This is a genomic window from Myxococcus sp. AB036A (assembly GCF_006547355.1).
Lineage (GTDB): Bacteria > Myxococcota > Myxococcia > Myxococcales > Myxococcaceae > Myxococcus > Myxococcus virescens.
Map to the genome: position 1 here is coordinate 23,675 of NZ_VHLC01000009.1, position 17,349 is coordinate 41,023.

Annotated in this window: 13 protein-coding genes; 8 read left to right on the forward strand and 5 right to left on the reverse strand. The window is 71.2% G+C overall.

The window, feature by feature from the left end:
• The first annotated feature begins 79 nt into the window (after window positions 1-79).
• The 3 genes from FL344_RS05820 to FL344_RS05830 are packed head-to-tail and all read left to right on the forward strand — an operon-like array spanning window position 80 to window position 4,600.
• Entirely contained in the window at window positions 80-2,002 is a 1,923-nt protein-coding gene (locus tag FL344_RS05820) for a HEAT repeat domain-containing protein (RefSeq protein WP_141617818.1), read from the forward strand.
• Between the two features lie 40 nt (window positions 2,003-2,042).
• On the forward strand, window positions 2,043-3,815 hold the full coding sequence (locus FL344_RS05825) for a hypothetical protein (RefSeq protein WP_141617819.1): 1,773 nt from the start codon (window positions 2,043-2,045) through the stop codon (window positions 3,813-3,815).
• Window positions 3,816-3,868: 53 nt separating this feature from the next.
• A complete protein-coding gene (locus tag FL344_RS05830; protein WP_225888492.1) occupies window positions 3,869-4,600 on the forward strand; it encodes a hypothetical protein in 732 nt (243 codons plus the stop codon).
• 56 nt (window positions 4,601-4,656) lie between these two features.
• Here the strand turns inward: FL344_RS05830 and FL344_RS05835 are convergent, their stop codons facing one another.
• Window positions 4,657-5,949, reverse strand: coding sequence for a glycosyltransferase (locus FL344_RS05835; RefSeq protein ID WP_228564809.1), 1,293 nt, complete (start codon window positions 5,947-5,949; stop codon window positions 4,657-4,659).
• A gap of 145 nt (window positions 5,950-6,094) precedes the next feature.
• Here FL344_RS05835 and FL344_RS05840 point away from each other — a divergent pair, with 145 nt between their 5' ends.
• The 5 genes from FL344_RS05840 to FL344_RS05860 all read left to right on the forward strand — a co-directional run bounded on the left by FL344_RS05840 (window position 6,095) and on the right by FL344_RS05860 (window position 11,835).
• Window positions 6,095-7,744: a mechanosensitive ion channel family protein gene (locus tag FL344_RS05840; protein WP_141617822.1), complete on the forward strand. Its 1,650-nt coding sequence runs from the start codon at window positions 6,095-6,097 to the stop codon at window positions 7,742-7,744.
• A gap of 107 nt (window positions 7,745-7,851) precedes the next feature.
• Window positions 7,852-8,523: a DUF4142 domain-containing protein gene (locus FL344_RS05845; RefSeq protein ID WP_228564810.1), complete on the forward strand. Its 672-nt coding sequence runs from the start codon at window positions 7,852-7,854 to the stop codon at window positions 8,521-8,523.
• A gap of 67 nt (window positions 8,524-8,590) precedes the next feature.
• Window positions 8,591-9,544 (forward strand): hypothetical protein, encoded by a 954-nt coding sequence (locus FL344_RS05850; RefSeq protein ID WP_194863004.1) that lies wholly within the window; start codon window positions 8,591-8,593, stop codon window positions 9,542-9,544.
• 21 nt (window positions 9,545-9,565) lie between these two features.
• Entirely contained in the window at window positions 9,566-10,324 is a 759-nt protein-coding gene (locus FL344_RS05855) for an ATP-binding cassette domain-containing protein (protein WP_141617824.1), read from the forward strand.
• The gene (locus FL344_RS05860; protein WP_141617825.1) at window positions 10,321-11,835 is read left to right on the forward strand and encodes a glycine betaine ABC transporter substrate-binding protein; all 1,515 of its coding nucleotides are present in this window, start codon (window positions 10,321-10,323) and stop codon (window positions 11,833-11,835) included. The genes FL344_RS05855 and FL344_RS05860 overlap by 4 nt, the downstream gene beginning before the upstream one ends.
• A 191-nt stretch (window positions 11,836-12,026) precedes the next feature.
• On the opposite strand, the gene FL344_RS05865 is transcribed toward FL344_RS05860, so the two are convergent.
• The 4 genes from FL344_RS05865 to FL344_RS05880 form a co-directional block, all read right to left on the reverse strand.
• Window positions 12,027-12,404, reverse strand: coding sequence for a DUSAM domain-containing protein (locus FL344_RS05865; RefSeq protein ID WP_141617826.1), 378 nt, complete (start codon window positions 12,402-12,404; stop codon window positions 12,027-12,029).
• 6 nt (window positions 12,405-12,410) lie between these two features.
• Window positions 12,411-12,740, reverse strand: coding sequence for a hypothetical protein (locus FL344_RS05870; protein ID WP_228564811.1), 330 nt, complete (start codon window positions 12,738-12,740; stop codon window positions 12,411-12,413).
• Between the two features lie 201 nt (window positions 12,741-12,941).
• Entirely contained in the window at window positions 12,942-13,913 is a 972-nt protein-coding gene (locus FL344_RS05875; RefSeq protein WP_141591625.1) for a COX15/CtaA family protein, read from the reverse strand.
• A gap of 463 nt (window positions 13,914-14,376) precedes the next feature.
• On the reverse strand, window positions 14,377-17,310 hold the full coding sequence (locus tag FL344_RS05880; protein WP_141617828.1) for a sigma-54 dependent transcriptional regulator: 2,934 nt from the start codon (window positions 17,308-17,310) through the stop codon (window positions 14,377-14,379).
• Between the last annotated feature and the right edge of the window lie 39 nt (window positions 17,311-17,349).

The following is a 17,349-nucleotide window of genomic DNA, read 5'->3' on the forward strand; positions in this document are numbered from 1 at the left end:
CGAGCCGGGGCCCCTCGCCGCCGCGGTGTGCCCATCCGCCACCGCGGCGGCGCTTCTCCCTCATTGTCTGGAGTCCTTCATGCGTCGCTCGAGGCTCGCCGTCCGCACGGCCGCGCTGACCACCACCCTGCTGTTCGTGGGCGCGGTGCCCGTCTGGTCCTACTTCCATCACGCCGCGCCGGAAGCCGTGGTGGCCGCCGCGCCCGTGAGCGCCTCCCGGCTGCCGCTCTACCGGTGGACCGTGGGGGAGGAGCGCACGTACCACTTCGTCTGGAACGACCTGCAGCGCGTGGCGCTCCCCGTTCCGCAGCAGGGGGAGGCGCCCCAGACGATGGACGGCACGCTGAGCCTGGAGGGTGAGCTGACGCTCCAGGCCCTGGAGGTCCGCGCGAAGGGTGCGCGCGTGCGGCTGGCGGTGAAGCGGCTGGACCGGCACGACGCGACGCTCTCCGGCCAAGCGCTCTTCCCCGACGCCGCGGCCGTGCAGGCGCACCTGCCTCAGACGGCTTCGGCGTGGCTGGAGCTAGACGCCCGGGGCGCGCTCGTGGCCGTCCGGTTCTCCGACGCGGAGCCGCCCCTGTTCCGCCAGGTCGCGCAGACGCTGGCGGCGGAGTTGTTCCCCACGGAGCTGCGCGACGCCGCCGAGTGGAGCGCCGTCGAGTCCACGCAGACGGGCGAGGTGGAGGCGCGCTTCCAGTTCGACGGCGAGGACGCGCGCCTGACGCGCCGCCGCGCGCGCTACCAGTCCCTGCGGGCCGCCGCCACCGCGCCAGCCTTCCGGCAGACGCTGAGCTCCCTCACGCACTTCGACCGGGACCCGGAGGGCTTCCTGGCCGGGGTGTCCCACGACGAAATCCTGGATGCCACGCACACCGATGGCCGCTCGCTGATGTCGCGGCGCGTCCGCCTGCGCCTCGCGTTCTCCACGCGTCAGCAGAAGCCGCTGCCGCCGGCCACGGAGGACAAGCCCATTGTCCGTGCGCCGTCGCAGGTGGCTTTCGAGGGCGATGAGGAACTGGCGCTGACGACCAGCCAGGCCGACGGCATGACGGTGGACGCGGCGCTCCAGGTGCTGGCGTCCGCCACCGACCCCGGCGCCATCCCCGAGCTGGGCACCTTCGCGCGGCGGGCCATCGCCGCGCTCGAGCTGGAGCCCCACCGGGCCGGTGAGCTGGGGCAACTGTTCCTCCAGAAGGGCAGGTCTCCCGCGATGCGCGAGCTGATGCTGGACCTGCTGGCCGGCGCGGGGCACGCCGAGGCCCAGGCCACGCTGCGCGAGCTGATTGTCTCCACGGAGGCCCGCGAGCATGCCGGCGCGCACGGGCTGATGGTGCAGCGCGCGGGCCTCCTCCGCGAGCCGGAGCCCGAGACGGGCCGGCTGCTGGCGCGGATGAACACGGAGGCTCGGACCGCCGGTGACGTCGGCGCCGAGCGCGCGTCCGCCTACGCCCTGGGCGCCGTCGTCTCCCGCCTGCCCGCGGGCAGCCCCGAGGTGGCCGAGTTCCTGCGCCCGCTGGAGGACGCCCTGGCACGCGCGGACAACGCCGAGTCGCGGGAGCACTCCCTGCGCGCGCTGGGCAACAGCGGCACGGAGCGCGTCATGGACCTGGCGTCGTCCCACTTGCGTGACGAGGCGCCCGAGGTGCGCTCCGCCGCCGCAGGGGCCCTGCGCACTGCGCCCCAGGAGGCCGCCACGCGCATGTTGCTGGACGCGCTGATGTCCGAGCCAGCGCGTGCCGTGCAAGGCGCGCTGCTGGACGCGCTGAATGCGCGCACCCTGGGCGCACCCGAGCTGGAGCGCCTGAGCGGCTGGGTCGTGGCGGGGCAGTTGGCGCCGGGGGCCGAGGCCGCGCTGCTCAACGTCCTCACCCCCCGCATGGACGACAGTACCGCCGTCCTCCGGATGCTCCAGGCCCTCTCGGTCCGTCCCGGCCAGCAGCCCGCCACCCGGGCCCGCGTCATGGCGCTGATGGCCCAGGCCTCGGCCAGCCGTGGCGGCTGAGCCCCTTCGCTTCAACCCACCCACCGCAGTCGAGGTCCTCATGAAACGCAGTCTCAACGGGCTGTTGCCCCTGGCCCTGCTTGGCTTCTTCCTGGCGCAGGCCGCCCACGCGGACGTCGTGGACGACGTGTGGCGCGGCACGAACATCCGGCTCAACGCCGCGCGCATCCGCGTGAAAGGCAATGACTACGCCACCGGCTACTGGCTGCTGCCGAAGGCGGCGAACACGCTGAACCTCAACGTGCCGGCGCGGCAGTTCGGTCTCAACTCGGACCTGGTGCTGCACATGTATGGCTCGCGCTCCGGGAACGTCATCACCTGGACCTTCGATGACACCTTGCCCAGCCGCTACAACCTGGGGGACTCCACCTACGTGACGCGGGTGCGGGGGACGCTCAAGGCCTACGCCCGGCAGGTGCGTGGTTCGGATGACCCCTTCTGTGACAGCGCCGCCTGCCCCCACAACGTGGAGCTGACCCTTGCGCCTGGCTCCAGCGCGAAGGTGAGCGGCTACAAGACCTTCATCTTCGACATCGACTTCACGGAGGACGTCCAGGTGAAGCAGTTCGTCGCGTATGGCGGCGTCCCGCGCCCCCGGCTGTCGTCGATGGCGGTCGTCACCCCCAGCAGCCGTTGCCCGTCCTCGGGGCCCAGCGAGCTGTCCGGCGACGTGGTGCTCAGCAGCCCCGCGCCCACCGGCGGCATCCTGGTGGACCTGATGAGCGTGGACGCGAGCGTGGGCGTGCTGCCCGTGCGCGTCCCCGAGGGCCAGCGCTCCGCGCGCTTCACGCTGCGCCTGCCGCCCTACTGGACGGGGCCCACCGTCGTCTACGGCGCGTCGGGCGGCGTCCGGAAGAGCGTGAAGGTGGGCGTGCGCTCGTGCCTCGTACATGTCTTCCCCTTCGTGCGCTGGTACCTCATCGATTCGCTCTACGCCCCCGTGCAGCTGCTCAACGGTGGGGCGGTGATTGCCCGGTACAAGGAGGCGGAGTCGGACGTCCTGCTGACGGGCAAGGGCGAGGCGTACTGGCTGAACGAGGTGCTCGGCGCGGAGCAGGTGCGCGTGGCGGGCGTCAACTCGACGGGGGACATCTTCGGAACGGCATACACCTCCAAGGGCCCCAACGCGTTCCTGCTCCGTTCGGAGGACGTGAAGGCGGGCGCGGAGCAGTGGCTGGAAGGCTGGGAGGCCGTGACGGCCAACGCACACGGCACGCTGCTGGTGCGTGACCCGAACGACGGCAAGAGCATCTACCGCGTGGACGAGGTGGGGCCCGCGCGGCACCCCGGCCTGTCCGAGCTGCTCCCGAGCCGCGTCCTCTTCAACGCGCTGGGGGAGGTGGCGGTGACGCTGGAGACGGAGAAGGGGCTCCGCGCCGCGCGCGTCTACGGCAAGGAGGTGCAGGTGCTGCTGGACAACGAGTCCGAGGTCACCGCGCTGAACGACGTGGGGGTGTTCGTGGGCACCGCGCTCGATTCGGACAAGCGCCCTCGTCCTTTCGTCTGGTCGCGGCAGGAGGAGGCCCGGTGGCTGCCGATGCCCAAGGGCGCCGTGTCCGCGAAGGCCGTGGCCATCAACGACGGAGGCTGGGTGCTGGGGACCGCCACCGCCGAGGACGGCAAGACGCAGGTGCCCTTCCTCGCCTCACCCGACGGGAAGACGGCCACGCGGTTGGATGAGGTGCTGCCGGAGGAGTTGAAGAAGGCCGGCTACCGCGTCCTGAGGGCGCTCGCGCTCGCCGACGACTTCAGCGTGCTGGTGCAGGCCCTGGATGGACAGGGGCAGCGCGTCCACCTGGTGCTGAGCCCGTGAGCCGCATTCCGGCCAGCACGACTTCCACACTTCCACAAACAAGGACCTTCCTCGTGAAATCGAACCTTCCCCTTCTTCGGGGGCTGATGATGGTGTTCATGGCCCTCCTGGCGGGCTGCGGCGGTTGCCAGAGCAGCTCATCGTCGTGTTCCCCCAGCCAGTATGGAACCAACGGCTGTGCCTGCAGGACGGACTCCGCCAGCTGCAACGCCGGGCTGGTCTGCCGCAGCGGCACGTGTGAGCCGTGTGGCAACGAAGGCGGCGCTTGCTGCGTCAATGCGGGCACCACGTCCTGCAGTGGCACGTTGACGTGTGTCATGGAGGCCGCGGGCGAGCGCTGCCGCAACTGCGGCGAAGTGGGCGAGGCGTGCTGCGTCTCGTCGGGGAACAGCCAGTTCTGCCGTGCGAATGCCGTGTGTGTCAGCGGGAGCTGCCAGTCTGTGGCGGCGCACACCTGCGACCCGAATGGCACGGTGTACTCGGTGGGCATCCAGGACACGAACCTGTGCGCCCGGCGCGTGGTGGAGGTCCGCGCGAGCTCGCCCGCGAACGCGCTGCAGTGTGCCAGTGCCAGCGGGATGCTGGCGGCGGATGAGACTGTCTATGAAATCCCCAACACGCCCATCACCGACTACGAGCTGTGCCTGGAGTCGCAGAGCCAGGGCCGGCGCACCACGAGTGTGCAGGCGTTCGAGGACTACAACGCGCTTCGCTGCGCGCGCTGGACGCGGTGTGGCGCCAGCGACCCGTGCACCAGCGTGACGCACGGCGCCTGCACGCCCTGAGGCGAGCGGGGACGGATGCGGGGCGGAGCGCGCGGAGGGGGACGCTCCGCCCCGTGTCATGTCGTGAGGAGCCGCAGCACGGCCTGGGCCGCGCGTTCGGTCCCGTCCACACCCTCCAGCGTCGCGGCCAGGGCGCGGGCCTTGGTGGCCATTTCTGGCTGGGACACCTGGGTGAGCGCGTGGGCGATGGCGTCGGCGCTCAGCGCGGATGGCAGCACGGCGCGGCCCACGCCCAGCCGCTCCACGCGCCGCGCGTTCGCGAGCTGGTCGCCGCCGAAGGGCACGACGACCATGGGCCGCCCGGCCGCGAGTGATTCCTGCACGGTGTTGTTCCCACCGTGCGTCACCACCAGGTCCACCTTCTGAAGCAGGGGCACCTGGGGAACGCGGCGGAACACCTGCGTGCGCGGGCCCGCGCGAGCCTGGAGCCGTTCGAAGCTGGCGCCCGCGCTGACCACCACGTCCACGTCGTGCCGCGCCAGCCCGTCCAGGATGGCGTGGAAGACGTGCGGCTGGTCGTTGAACACCGTGCCCAGTGACACGTAGACGTGCGTGCGGCCGGGCCGGATGGCGGTGAGCGCGGGGTCATCCAGGCTCGCGGGCGCGGGCCGGGGCAGGCACGGGCCGGTCATCTTCACCGGGCCGGGCAGCGGCTCGAGGCCGGGCTCCAGCGCCGGGGTCGTCGCCATCAGGTTGAGGTCGTCGGAGATGGGCGCCGCGAGCAGGCCGTTCGTCTTCAAGGGGACGCGTAGGTTCTTCGCGGCACGGGCGACACGCGCATCGAACCAGCGCAGCAGCGCGAGCCCTCGTTGCTCGGCCTGGGTCCATGCGGCATCGCGGGGGGCGTCGTCCTCGAGCCCACTCCCAAAAGGCGCCGCGCCCTCCACGGGGAAGGGAAGGGCGGAATGATACAGCGCCACATAGGGACGCCGCGTCCTCAGGGCCGCGAGCAGGGCCGCGGGCATGAGGTAGTCGGCCAGCACGACGTCAGTCCCCGAGGCTTCGATTTCCTCGGCGATGCGCCGTGCATGCCCCTCCATGCCGGTGGTGAACAGCCGGAGCGCCCACCCCAACTCGTCGAGCCCCCGGGCCCGGGTGATGCGCGCGCCGTACCAGAGCGCGGCCGGAGAAGGGCGCAGTGGCACCAGCCTGAGTCCGTCCTGGCGCAGGGCTTCCGGAAGCTGGGCGGCGAAGCGCAGCGGCTCTGGCATCAGGCCGGGAAAGCGCGCCGGCGCCACGACCGTTGCGATGGCCAGGTCGTGGCCGAGCTCACGCAAGCGCCCACCAATGGCGCGCAGTGCGTTGGTGTGACCCGCCGTGGGGTGGGCCGCCATGAGAATCCTCGCCATGGCGCCCAGCGTAGCAGCGCGGGTCCGCCCGCCCGCCCGACGGGCACTCCGCCGTGACGCGCCGTGACGTGGGGCCTGGACAGCCCGTGTCGTTCGTGATTGTTGGTGTTCAAATCATTCTCCTCCAGACTTCGAAGGAAACGACATGCGCCGTGGCTTCGCCCTGCTCCTGATGTTGCTGCTGCCCCTGCCGGGGTTCGCGCTGAATGGAGGGCTGGGCGAGCCCCCAGTGGATGTGGATCGCCGCACGCCCATGGCGACAACGGCGGGCTTCCTGGACGCGGCCCATGCGCGGGACGCGGCGCGCGCGCCCCACTATCTGTCTCTGTCCCACCTGCCTCCGGAGCAGCAGGCGGAAGAGGGGCTGCGGCTGGCGCGGCGGCTGGTCTTCGTGATGGACCGGATGCTGTGGCTGGACTACTCGAACATCAGCCAGAAACCGGAAGGTGACCCGGCCGACCCCGTCTACGACTCGCTGGGGCAGATTCCGCTGCCGCGCGGCGCGGTGGACATCCGCCTGCAGCGCATGGAGCGCCCGGAGGGGGCCGTCTGGGTCTTCAGCGAGGACACGGTGCGCGCCATCGACACGCTCTTCGCCGTGTACGGCTCGCCCGTGCTGGAGAAGCTGCCGCCGCTGCTCTTCGTGCGGCCGGTGTGGGTGCTGGAGCTGTGGCAGTGGCTGGGCCTGGGTGTGCTGCTGGTGGCGGCGTGGCTGGCGGGCCGGCTGGTGGAGGCGGTGGCGCTGCGGGTGGGCTCGCGGGCGACGGGCATCACGCAGTCGGGGTGGGACGACCAGTTGGTGTCGGCGGGGAAGGGGCCCTTGCGGCACCCGGTGGCGGCGCTGGTGGTGGCTTCCGGCACGCGGATGCTGCTGTTGCCTCCGCCCGCGCAGCACCTGGTGGACCTGGTGGCGCGCTCGCTCGTCATCGCGTCGCTGGCGTGGTTCCTCATGCGCTTCGTGAAGCTGGCGGCGGGCTTCCTGGAGCACCGCGTGGGCACGGAGAGCCAGGACGTGGCGCGCGTGCGCGGGCTGCGCACGCAGTTGGCTGTCATGCGCCGGGTCATCGAGTGCACCGTGGTGCTGGTGGCGGGCTCGCTGCTGCTGCTCCAGTTCGAGGCGGTGCGCAACGTGGGTGTGTCGCTGCTGGCCTCCGCGGGCATCGCCGGCCTGGTGCTGGGCCTCGCCGCGCAGAAGTCCATCTCCACCCTGCTGGCGGGCATCCAGCTCTCCATCACCCAGCCGGTGCGCATTGGCGACACCGTCATCGTGGAGGGCGAGTGGGGCTGGGTGGAGGAAATCACGCTCACGTACATCGTCGTGAAGGTGTGGGATTTGCGCCGGCTGGTGGTGCCGATGAGCCACTTCCTCGACAAGCCCTTCCAGAACTGGAGCAAGGTGTCGCCGGACATCATGGGCACCGCGGAGGTGTTCGTGGACTTCCGCACGGACGTGCCAGCGGTTCGCGCCGAGCTGCGGCGCATCTGCGAGACGGACGGCGTGGGCCTGTGGGACGGCAAGGTGGCAGGCCTTCAGGTGACGGAGTGCACCGAGCGCACCATCAAGCTGCGCGCGCTGGTGAGCGCGCCGGATTCGGGCAAGGCGTGGGACTTGCGCTGCATGGTTCGTGAGAAGCTCATCGCGTTCCTCCAGAAGCAGCCGCATGGCCTGCCGATGCTGCGCGCCGAGGCGACCCACGCGAACGTCCAGGATGGCGCCGCCGTCACGCTCGGCGTGGTGCCGCTGTCCGGGCCCGCTGGCGCCAACGTCGTGGTAGCGGCCAAGCGCCAGGACTGAGTCTCGTGTTCACGGGGCCCCATGGGGAGGCCCCGCCGGGCAGGCCGTGTTTGCCGTGGGCGCCACGCGGCACCCACCTTCGGACATCGCTTCGTCGGGAGGTGGACATGACTGGAAGGCTTGGCAGAGCAGGCGGCGTGGCGGTCCTTGCGGCCCTGTGGGGCACCGGCCCCCTGCTGGGGCTCACCGCCCGGGCGGAGGCGCCCCAGGCGGGGCAGACGCGAAACGTCTTGTCAGCGCGGGACCTGCTCCTGGCACAGCTCGCCCTCTTCGACGCGAAGACCATCGCGGCGGGCAACCTGGCGTTGGAGAAGTCGGCCAACCCGCAGGTGCGGCAGTTCGCGTTGCGGCTGGTGGAGGACCACCGTCGGCACCTCCAGGACTTGAAGGCGTGGGGAAGCTCGCCGTCCATGGACATGGTGGTGGCGGACCTCACGCAGCCCCGGACCACCCCGGGGATTGGCGGCTCGGGGAGCAAGGACGGGGGCCTCATCCCGGGGCCGAGTCTGCCCATGCAGCGCGCGGACGCCCGCCTGGAGCAGGCCGTGGCGTATGCCCAGCAGCACCTGGACGTGCTCCGCAAGGCGCAGGGCCAGGACTTCGACGAGGCCTTCCTGAAGCGCGTCATCGAGGACCAGGAGGAAGGCCTGCGGCTCGTGAAGCAGGCGAAGACGACGTACAAGAACGATGGGGCGTTCACCCTCATGCTCGACAGGACGGGCAACCTCGCGGACCGTCATCTGCAGCGGGCTCAAGGGCTGAAAGAGTCATTCGAGTGAACGCGCCATCCATTCGCCCGGCCTGCCGGGTTGACGTGACGCAGAGGGGGCGCCTAACTCCGGCGGCATGAGGACCACCGCGAGGCTGCTGTGGGTGTACCTGGCCGGGGCCCTGTGCTCGTGCGCCGCGCCCGCGCCTCGTGTGTCGCCCGTGGCCCCCGAGGGCGCGACGCCCGTGGGCCCCTTCCTCCCCGAAGCCCGCGCCTTGTTCGAGGGGTGCGCGCCGGTGCCGGACCGGGCCGACTCGCGGCTGTACCGCTGTGATGGCGTGACGGTGTGGCTGACCGAGCGGGAGGACCTGACGCCCGAGCAGGCACTGACGGAGGCTCAGGCTCGAATCACCGAACGGTTGGGGCCCGGTGCCACGGTGGTGGAGGAAGCGCTGCCGCTGGCGGGAAGTCCGTGGCCTTCGGTCCGTGTCGAAGCGTGTGAGGCGGAGGACTGTCGCGCCGCCGGGTATGCATCCGCTGTCACCGGGACACTGGGGCGGGTGCGGCAGCTCGGGTGCGTGGTCCAGGCGCCCGTGCGGCCCTTGCTGGCGCGCTGCCTGGAGTTGCTCGAGTCCCTTGCCTCGAATGGCAGCCCCGAGGGCGAGACGCTGGGACGCGAGGCGCTGCTCGTTCCGCCGCGCCTGCCCTGGCGGGCCCTGGCCGTGCCGGATGGATGTCAGCTCGCCGCGTCCACTGCGCGCGCGGGACGCATTCGCTGCGAGGGGGCATCGCTGTTGTGGAGCCTCTACGAACCGGCCCAATCCCAGGTGACGGAGCGCTGGCGCTCGCAGAGCGTGGCGGAGTTGGTGGACGCGCTGCCGGGAGCGGGGCCCGTCGAGGAAGTGCCCTGCCGACTGGAGAACCTGGACACGCGATGCGCGCGCTTCACGGTGCCGTCTTCCGAGGGGCCGCTGCTCGTGTGGGCCGCGGCCGTGACGTGGGAGGACCGGGCGCTCTTCGCTGCGTGCAGTCACCGGGCCTCTGAGTCGCCGTATCCCGCCGTCTGCAACGGCGCGTTCACCCTGCCTTGATGCAGCGAAGGACGACATCTCGTGTACGAGCTCCAGGACGTCTCCAAATGCTACGGGGCCACGCAGGCCTTGCATCCGCTCAGCTTGAGCCTGCCGACAGGACGCACCACGGTGCTGCTGGGACCGAGCGGCTGTGGCAAGTCCACGCTGCTGCGCCTGCTCAACGGGTTGCTGCCGTGTGACACCGGGCGTGTCCTCTTCGATGGCAAGCCGCTGCCCACGGGAGGGGATGCGCTGCTCGCGGTGCGCCATCGCGTGGGGTACGCGCTCCAGGGGGGCGGCCTCTTTCCGCATCTCACGGGCGAGGAGAACGTCACCCTGATGGCGAGCCACCTGCGCTGGCCCGCGGCGAAGACGCGCGATCGGCTGGATGTTCTGGTGGAGTTGACGCGCTTTCCCACGGACGCGCTGGCGCGCTATCCCTCGCAGCTCTCCGGTGGTCAGCGTCAGCGGGTGGCGCTGATGCGCGCGTTGATGTTAGACCCGGACGTGTTGCTGCTGGACGAGCCCCTGGGTGCGTTGGATCCGCTGGTCCGTCACGAGCTGCAAGGTGACCTGCGCGGCATCTTCGCCCGGCTGCGCAAGACGGTGGTGCTGGTGACGCATGACCTGGCGGAGGCGGGCTTCCTGGGGGACAGCATCCTGCTCATGCGAGAGGGACGCGTGGTGCAGCAGGGACGGCTCGCGGATTTGGAGGCGCGGCCGACGGATGACTTCGTCACCCGGTTCATCCAGGCGCAGCGGCCTCTGCCTGGCGGTGGGCTGGGAGGCGCGGCGTGAGAGGGTGGCTCCTGGTGTTGCTGCTCGTGGGGGCGTGTGGCGGGGCGTCCTCGTCTGGGGACGGCGTGCCCCAGGTGCGCGTGGGCTCCAAGAAGTTCACCGAGTCCGTCATCTTGGGTGAAGCGGTGACGCAGCTCGCGCGGAGCACCGGCGCGCGGGTCACGCACCGGCGGGAGCTGGGCGGTACCGCCGTGCTCTGGGAGGCGCTGCGCCGGGGCGAGCTCGACGTGTACCCCGAGTACACGGGCACGTTGCGACAGGAGTTGCTGTCCGGGCGCGACCTGCCGGACGACGCGGCGCTGCGTGCGGCCTTGGCTGAGTCTGGGCTTCGGATGAGCGAGCCGCTGGGCTTCAACAACACGTATGCGCTGGGCATGAAGGAAGCGGAGGCCGAGCGGCTGGGCATTCGCCGCATCTCTGATTTGCGTGCCCATCCTTCGCTGCGTTTCGGTTTCAGCAACGAGTTCATGGACCGCGCGGATGGCTGGCCCGCCTTGCGAGACAGCTACCGGCTGCCGCAGCGGGACGTGCGCGGGCTGGACCATGATTTGGCGTACCGAGGCATGGAGAGCGGGTCGCTCCAGCTCACGGACCTGTACTCCACTGATGCGGAGATTGAGGCCTATGGGTTGCGTGTGCTGGAGGACGACCTGCGCCACTTCCCCGCGTATGACGCGGTGCTGCTGTATCGCGACGACCTGGAGGCGCGGGCGCCCGAGGCCCTGGCCGCGATGCTGCGTCTGGAAGGCCGCGTGTCCGAGGAGGACATGGTGAAGCTCAACGCGCGGGCCCGGCTGGAGCGCGTGTCGGAAGGCCGCGTGGCGTCGGGTTTCCTCGCCACGGCGCTGGGAGTCACTTCGGAGGTGCGCGGGGACGGGCTGGCTTCTCGCGTGTGGAAGCGGACGCGTGAGCACCTGTTCCTGGTGGGTGTGTCGCTGCTGGCGGCGATGGCGCTCGCGGTGCCCTTGGGCGTGCTGGCCGCGCGGCGGCCTCGGCTGGGGCGCGGTGTGCTGGGACTGACGGGTGTCATCCAGACGGTGCCGTCGCTGGCGCTGCTGGTGGTGATGATTCCGCTGCTGGGAATCGGCTCACGTCCGGCGATTGCCGCGTTGTTCCTCTACAGCCTGTTGCCCATTGTCCGGAACACAGCGGCGGGGTTGGCCGGAATCCCACCCGAGGTTCGCGAGTCCGCGGAGGCGCTGGGCCTGCCTGCGCTGGCGCGGCTGTGGCGCATCGAATTGCCCATGGCGGCGCCGTCCATCCTCGCGGGCATCCAGACGGCCGCGGTCATCAACGTGGGCACCGCCACGCTGGGCGCGCTGGTGGGGGCAGGGGGCTACGGTCAGCCGATTCTCACGGGCATCCGGTTGGATGACGTGCGGCTCATCTTGGAGGGCGCGGTCCCCGCGGCCGCGCTGGCACTGCTCGCCAGTGGCCTGTTCGACGCCGTGGAGCGTGTGGTGGTGCCCCGGGGGCTGCGGCTGGGCACGGCGGTGCGTTCGACGCGTTAGTCTTGCTCGTCGAGCCAGAAGAATCGGTTGCCGCTCGCGAGGGCACGCTCGAGACAGTCGCTGAAAGGGAGAAGGCGCGAAGGTCATCGTCCAGACGCCAGCCCATCCGCGCGTCGAAGGCCGCACTCTGGATGCTCACGACGAACCGTAACGAGAGCTGACGCACGGCAACTGTCGTGCTCCTGTCGTCGTCATGGCTCCTCTGCCATGTCTTCGAGCTGGCCTTCTGCTATCTCGCGATAGAGTGGCACCACTTCGATGGCGAGCACCTCCCGCATTTCCTGGCGGGCGCTGTCGAAGTCACCGGCCTTTCGGTGGCGCTTGGCACGGTAAAGCGCGTCGACAATGCGGTCGGAGCCTTCCTTGATGCGGCGCGCGCATTCCAGCAGAAGGGCCTCGGACTTTTCGGCCGTGGCAAGGGCTGCTGCCGCGTCGGCTTTGCCGATACCTACCTCCGGCGCGGTGCGTTCCAGCATTTCCCTCACCTCCGCCGTGAGCGTCAGGCGTTCACCGTCCCGCACGCGCCGCGCGAGGGCTCGTATGGGCTCCCACTCAAGTTCATCCGCCATGCCCTGTTACCTCTTGCCCCGGCGGGGGCGGCACTTGTTGATGGGCCATTCCTGCTGGCCCTCGCAGTAGCGGAAGCAGCCGTAGCAGGAGCCCTGCCAGTCGTCGTCCTTGCACTCGGCGTAGGTCGCGATGCAGCGGCGCTTCCACTCGGGCAGGTTGGTGTTGTGGGCGTCATCGACGTCCGGCGCGTCGGCCTCCGCCGCGACCTGCGAGCCCGCCATGAGCACAGCGGCCTCGGTGGCGGAGAGGCCACACGCATCCGGGCCGAATCGCTGAATGCAACATGTCGCGCTGTCCAGACAGGCGGCTTGAGCGTACGCGTCGTGAGGGGCCATGTCGCGACGGCTGGAAATGCCAGTGGCGCTGCTGGAGCATCCCAGTGCAAGTGCCGCGAGCGCGTACGCAAGGGAAAGACGGGTGTTCCGATTGGACATGACTGCCACATGTATCGGGCTCGTCACCCTGCGCGTATCACCCTGGATGAGTACTTCGGGGCGGGGCGCTCACGCCCGTGCGTCCGATAACGACGAACGCCGTCAGACCGGCTCGGCGCTCGACGCAGGCGAGGCTTCAGCCACCACCCGGGGCGCATCCGCCGCCAGGCCCGCCGCGCACAGCACCACCGCCGCCATCCACACGAAGTCCGCCAGCAGCAGGTGCACCAACTGCATCCACACCGGCGCCAGCAGCAGCAGGTTGGTGACGCCCGCGCCCAGTTGCACCGCGTAGAGCACGGTGATGGCGGACGCCGCGCGTCGCACGTCCTCCGACGGCCGCACCCGCGCCACCCACCGCGACGCCAGCACCAGGAACGCGCCCACGCTCACCGCCAGCAGCGGGTGCAGCACCCGCAGCTTGATGAGGATGTGCGCCGTCTCCGAAATATCCTGGCGGAAGCCCTCCGCCAGCGTGGTGGACGGGAACAGGGTGTCCCCCAGCGCCGCGATCGCGCCACTCACGCCCAGCACCAGCAGCCCCAGGATGCTCAGGCCCATCAGCGCGCCCGGCAGCCCCTGTCCCCGCAGGCTAAGGGGGGCGCGTCCCCGGGAGAACCAGATGACCAGCGTCTGCGCGCCCACCAGCAGGAAGGTGTTCACCAGGTGCACGCCCATCCACAGGGCGCGGCCCACGGAGGCGTTGTCCGCCACGTACTTCAGCAGCACGATGCCCGCGCCGACGAGCGCCTCCGTCATCATGAAGAACAGGGCCCAGGCCGCCGCGCTCCGCACCGGGTGGCCCTTGGCGTGCCCCTTCCGGGCCCAGACGTAGAGCGCCACCGCCAGAATCATCGCCAGGCCGCTCGTCAGCCGGTGCGTGTATTCGATGAGCGTCTGGACGCTGGGGGCCCGGGGGATGACCTCGCCGTTGCACACCGGCCAGTGGTCTCCACAGCCGGCACCCGAGCCCGTGGCGCGCACGAAGGCACCCCACAGAATCACGACCAGCGTGAAGGCAAGCACCCCCAGGCTGAAGGCCTGGAACCGGCGGGACGAGGCAGCGTGGGTCATCACGCTCCCCTTAACCCACTTCCACCCCTCGCTGCTGTCCCACACGGCCCTTGGGTGCTCACCCCGGCCATCAGCGCGGCTGCTCGGCTGTCGGGCCGGCTGGACATCCAGTGTATCCGGAATGATTCAGATGGATGCTGTCCTGCATCCATTGGATATGTCCGCCCCCTGTCCGGGCGCGCGGATGATTTCCATTTGAGTCAATCCGCCTCCCGGGCACTGGCACGCCGGGTGCTTAACACCCCCACAGTGCATCCGGTGCCGCGGTGGGCGCTGGAGACACACATCTTTCGCATGAGGCCGCTTCGGTGGCCTCGGCACCCCGGGTTGGAGTTTCCCCCCTCTTCGACCCGTGGGTGTGTTCTTCCAGAGGCGTGGACGCACGCACCTCTGGAGCCGCTTCCCACAGGGGTGTGGGGAAACAGGGTGGAGCGCATCGCGGGCTGAGGCCACTCCTCTGGCTTCAGCCCGCGATGCGCATCTGCTCCGCGCCCAGCACCGCGGGGAACGGCCCGTAGGCCATGGACCGCTCAATCACGTTGCGCAGCTCGCGCACGTTGCCGGGCCACGGGTGTGACATCAGCGCGGCGATGGCATCCGGCCCCAGTTGCGGCGGCTCCATGCCCTCGGGCGTGAGCTGCCGGACGAAGTGCCGGGCCAGCGCCACCACGTCCTCGCGCCGCTCGCGCAGCGGGGGCACGCGCACCGGCACCACCTGGAGGCGGTAGTAGAGGTCCTCGCGGAAGCGGCCCTCCCGCACGAGCTGGCCCAAATCCCGGTGCGTGGCCGCCACCACCCGGACGTCCACCTCCACCGGCCGCATCTCTCCCAGCGGGAAGACTTCGCCGTTCTCCAGGAAGCGCAGCAGCTTGGGCTGCACCTCCAGGGGGAGCTCGCCAATCTCGTCCAGGAAGAGGGTGCCGCCGTGCGCGGCGCGGATGACGCCGGGGTGGTCCGTGGCCGCGCCGGTGTACGCGCCGCGCCGGTAGCCGAAGAGCTGCCCTTCAAAGAGGTCCCGGGGCACCGCGGCGCAGTTGAAGGCCACGTAGGGCCGCTGCGAGCGCGTGGACAAGGCGTGCAGCGCCCGCGCCACCACCTCCTTGCCGGAGCCGGACTCGCCGGTGACGATGACGGTGGCGCGGCTGGAGGACAGGCTCGCCAGCTCCGAGCGCAGCCGCCGCATGGCGGACGAGGCGGCGATGAAGCCCGGCACGTCCGCGTCCCGCTCGTCCGTGTTCTCACTGACGAGCGCGGGCACGTCCACCTGGGCGAAGCCGCGCAGGGTGGCGACCTCCAGCGCGAAGCCGCCCAGCCGGGACAGCGCCGTCAGCAGCGCGCGGCCGTCCGGGGGCAGGTGACCCGCGACGCCCAGGCGGAGCCGCCGGCCACAGCCGTCCCCGAACTCCACGGCCTCGGTGGCGGGCACGGAGGTGTCGCCGCCCAGCGGCGTGGCCCGGCCCTGCGAGTCCAGCTCCTCCAGCCGGGGCGCGCCGTGGGGGAAGAGCCCCTCCACCACGGCCAGCAGCTCGCGCTGGATGAGGGGCGCGCCCATGCCGCGCACCGACAGCCGCTCGAAGGGCACCACCAGGGCCTCCGCGCCCAGGCGGGGAGCGCCCTCGGCTTCGCGGGCGGTGGCGTGGGGCTCGCGGGCGACGTGGTGCACGAAGTGTTGCTGGTGCACCACCATGCCCACGCGGCGCAGCTCCGCCTCACTGGCGGCCAGCAGCTCGCCGGCGGCGGGGTCGCCCTCCATCCGCGCCAACAGCGCCAGCAGGTGGCGCGTGTAGACGGACATGCACAGGTCGCCGGTGAGGCTGAAGGTGCCCAGCGCGGCCTCCAGCAGCGACCGGGCTTCGGCGGTGCGCCCGTCCAGGACGTGCAGCAGGGCCTCGAAGCGGTGGAGCAGGGCGGAGTGCCAGGCGGACGGCATGCGCTCCAGGAAGGCGCGCGCCCGCCGCAGCAGCACCAGGCCCTCGTCTCGCTGGCATGCGTAGACGCGCGCATACGTCTCGTACAGCAGACATTCGCGGCGGAGGTAGGGCCAGCCGCCCAGCTCCATGGTGCGCTGGCCGGCCGCGGCGAAGCCCTCCGCAGCGCGATGCGCGTTGCCCTCGGCGAGGTCGCCCAGCGACTCCGCGAACTGGGCATAGGCCCCGGTGAGGGCCCGCTGGATGGTGCCGTCGTAGGCCGCCAGGTGCCGCGCCAGCTTGCGCAGGCCCGTGGACTGGCCACTGAGCAGGTACAGCCGCGCGCGCGTCACCGTCAGGTACAGCGGCGTCCAGCGCAGCTCCTCCACCACCGCGTCCGCTTCATCCAGCACGGCCTCGGCTTCCGCGAAGCGCGCCAGCCGCAGCAGGGCCTCGGCCTCCGCGCGCGCGGCGAAGATGAAGGAGAAGCCGCGGACCATGCGCCCGCCATACGCGGCCTCCCGCGCGCGGCGCACCAACTGGAGCGCCTCGGATGGCTCGCAGGCCTCGTCCAGCCGGCGCTGGGCCAGGAAGGCCAGGTTGCGCGCCTCCAGGAAGGCGTAGCCCATCCGCGCCGCGCCCTGCGCCACCTCGCGGAAGCGGCGCGTGGCCAGGGTGGCCTCGCCGCGCAGGGCCGCCTCGTGGGCGCAGGCGTCCTCGGCGAGCAGTCGCAGGGCCGGGTCCTTCACCCGCTCGAGCGCATCCTCCAGCCGTCCGGACCCGTGGGTGATGCGCTCCGCCTCGCCCAGGTAGAAGCCGCAGGCGACCTCGGCCATGCGCAGCTGGCAGCGCACCTCCGGGTCGTCGTGGTTGGCCAGCAGCGCCTCCGCGCGCGCCACGTACGCGGCGGACTTGTTCGCGTCGAACAGCTTCCCGTCCGGTGACGCGTAGAGGTTGGCCGCCATGGCGAGCACGCGCAGCTCCACCTCTTCGGGAAAGATGCCGGCGTCCGCGAACGCCAGGTGGGGCAGCAGCGTGGTGAAGGCGCCCCGGCTGTCCTCGCGGCCCCAGCGCTGGAGATACGCCAGTCCCACCGCGGCCATGGCCCGCGCGCCCGGGGTGCGCAGCAGGCCCGAGGCCAGCAGTGACAGCAGCTCCTCTTCGGCGGCTCGCCACTCGGCCCGCGTCAGGTGGGTGACGCTGGGGAGGATGCGCGCCAGCTCCTCGGGATGCAGCTCCTGCCGCTGGGACGCGGAGACGACGGGCGTGGGGGCCTCGCCTCGCGCGGCGAGCTGGCGGAGCGCCAAGGCCACGCGGCCACGCGGACGGCGGGCCTGAGGGGCTTCGCTCGGCAGCTCCCAGCGGTAGACGGTGAGAGGGGTGACGCCCAGCAGGCGGGCAAACGCCGCGCGGCTCTGCTCACCTCGCAGGGCGCGGATGGTCTCGGGTTCCCACCCGGCGCTCTCCCCCTTCGCCTCCGGTAACTCCACGGCACCTGCCCCCTTTTTCGCCCCCGGCCAGCGCACATT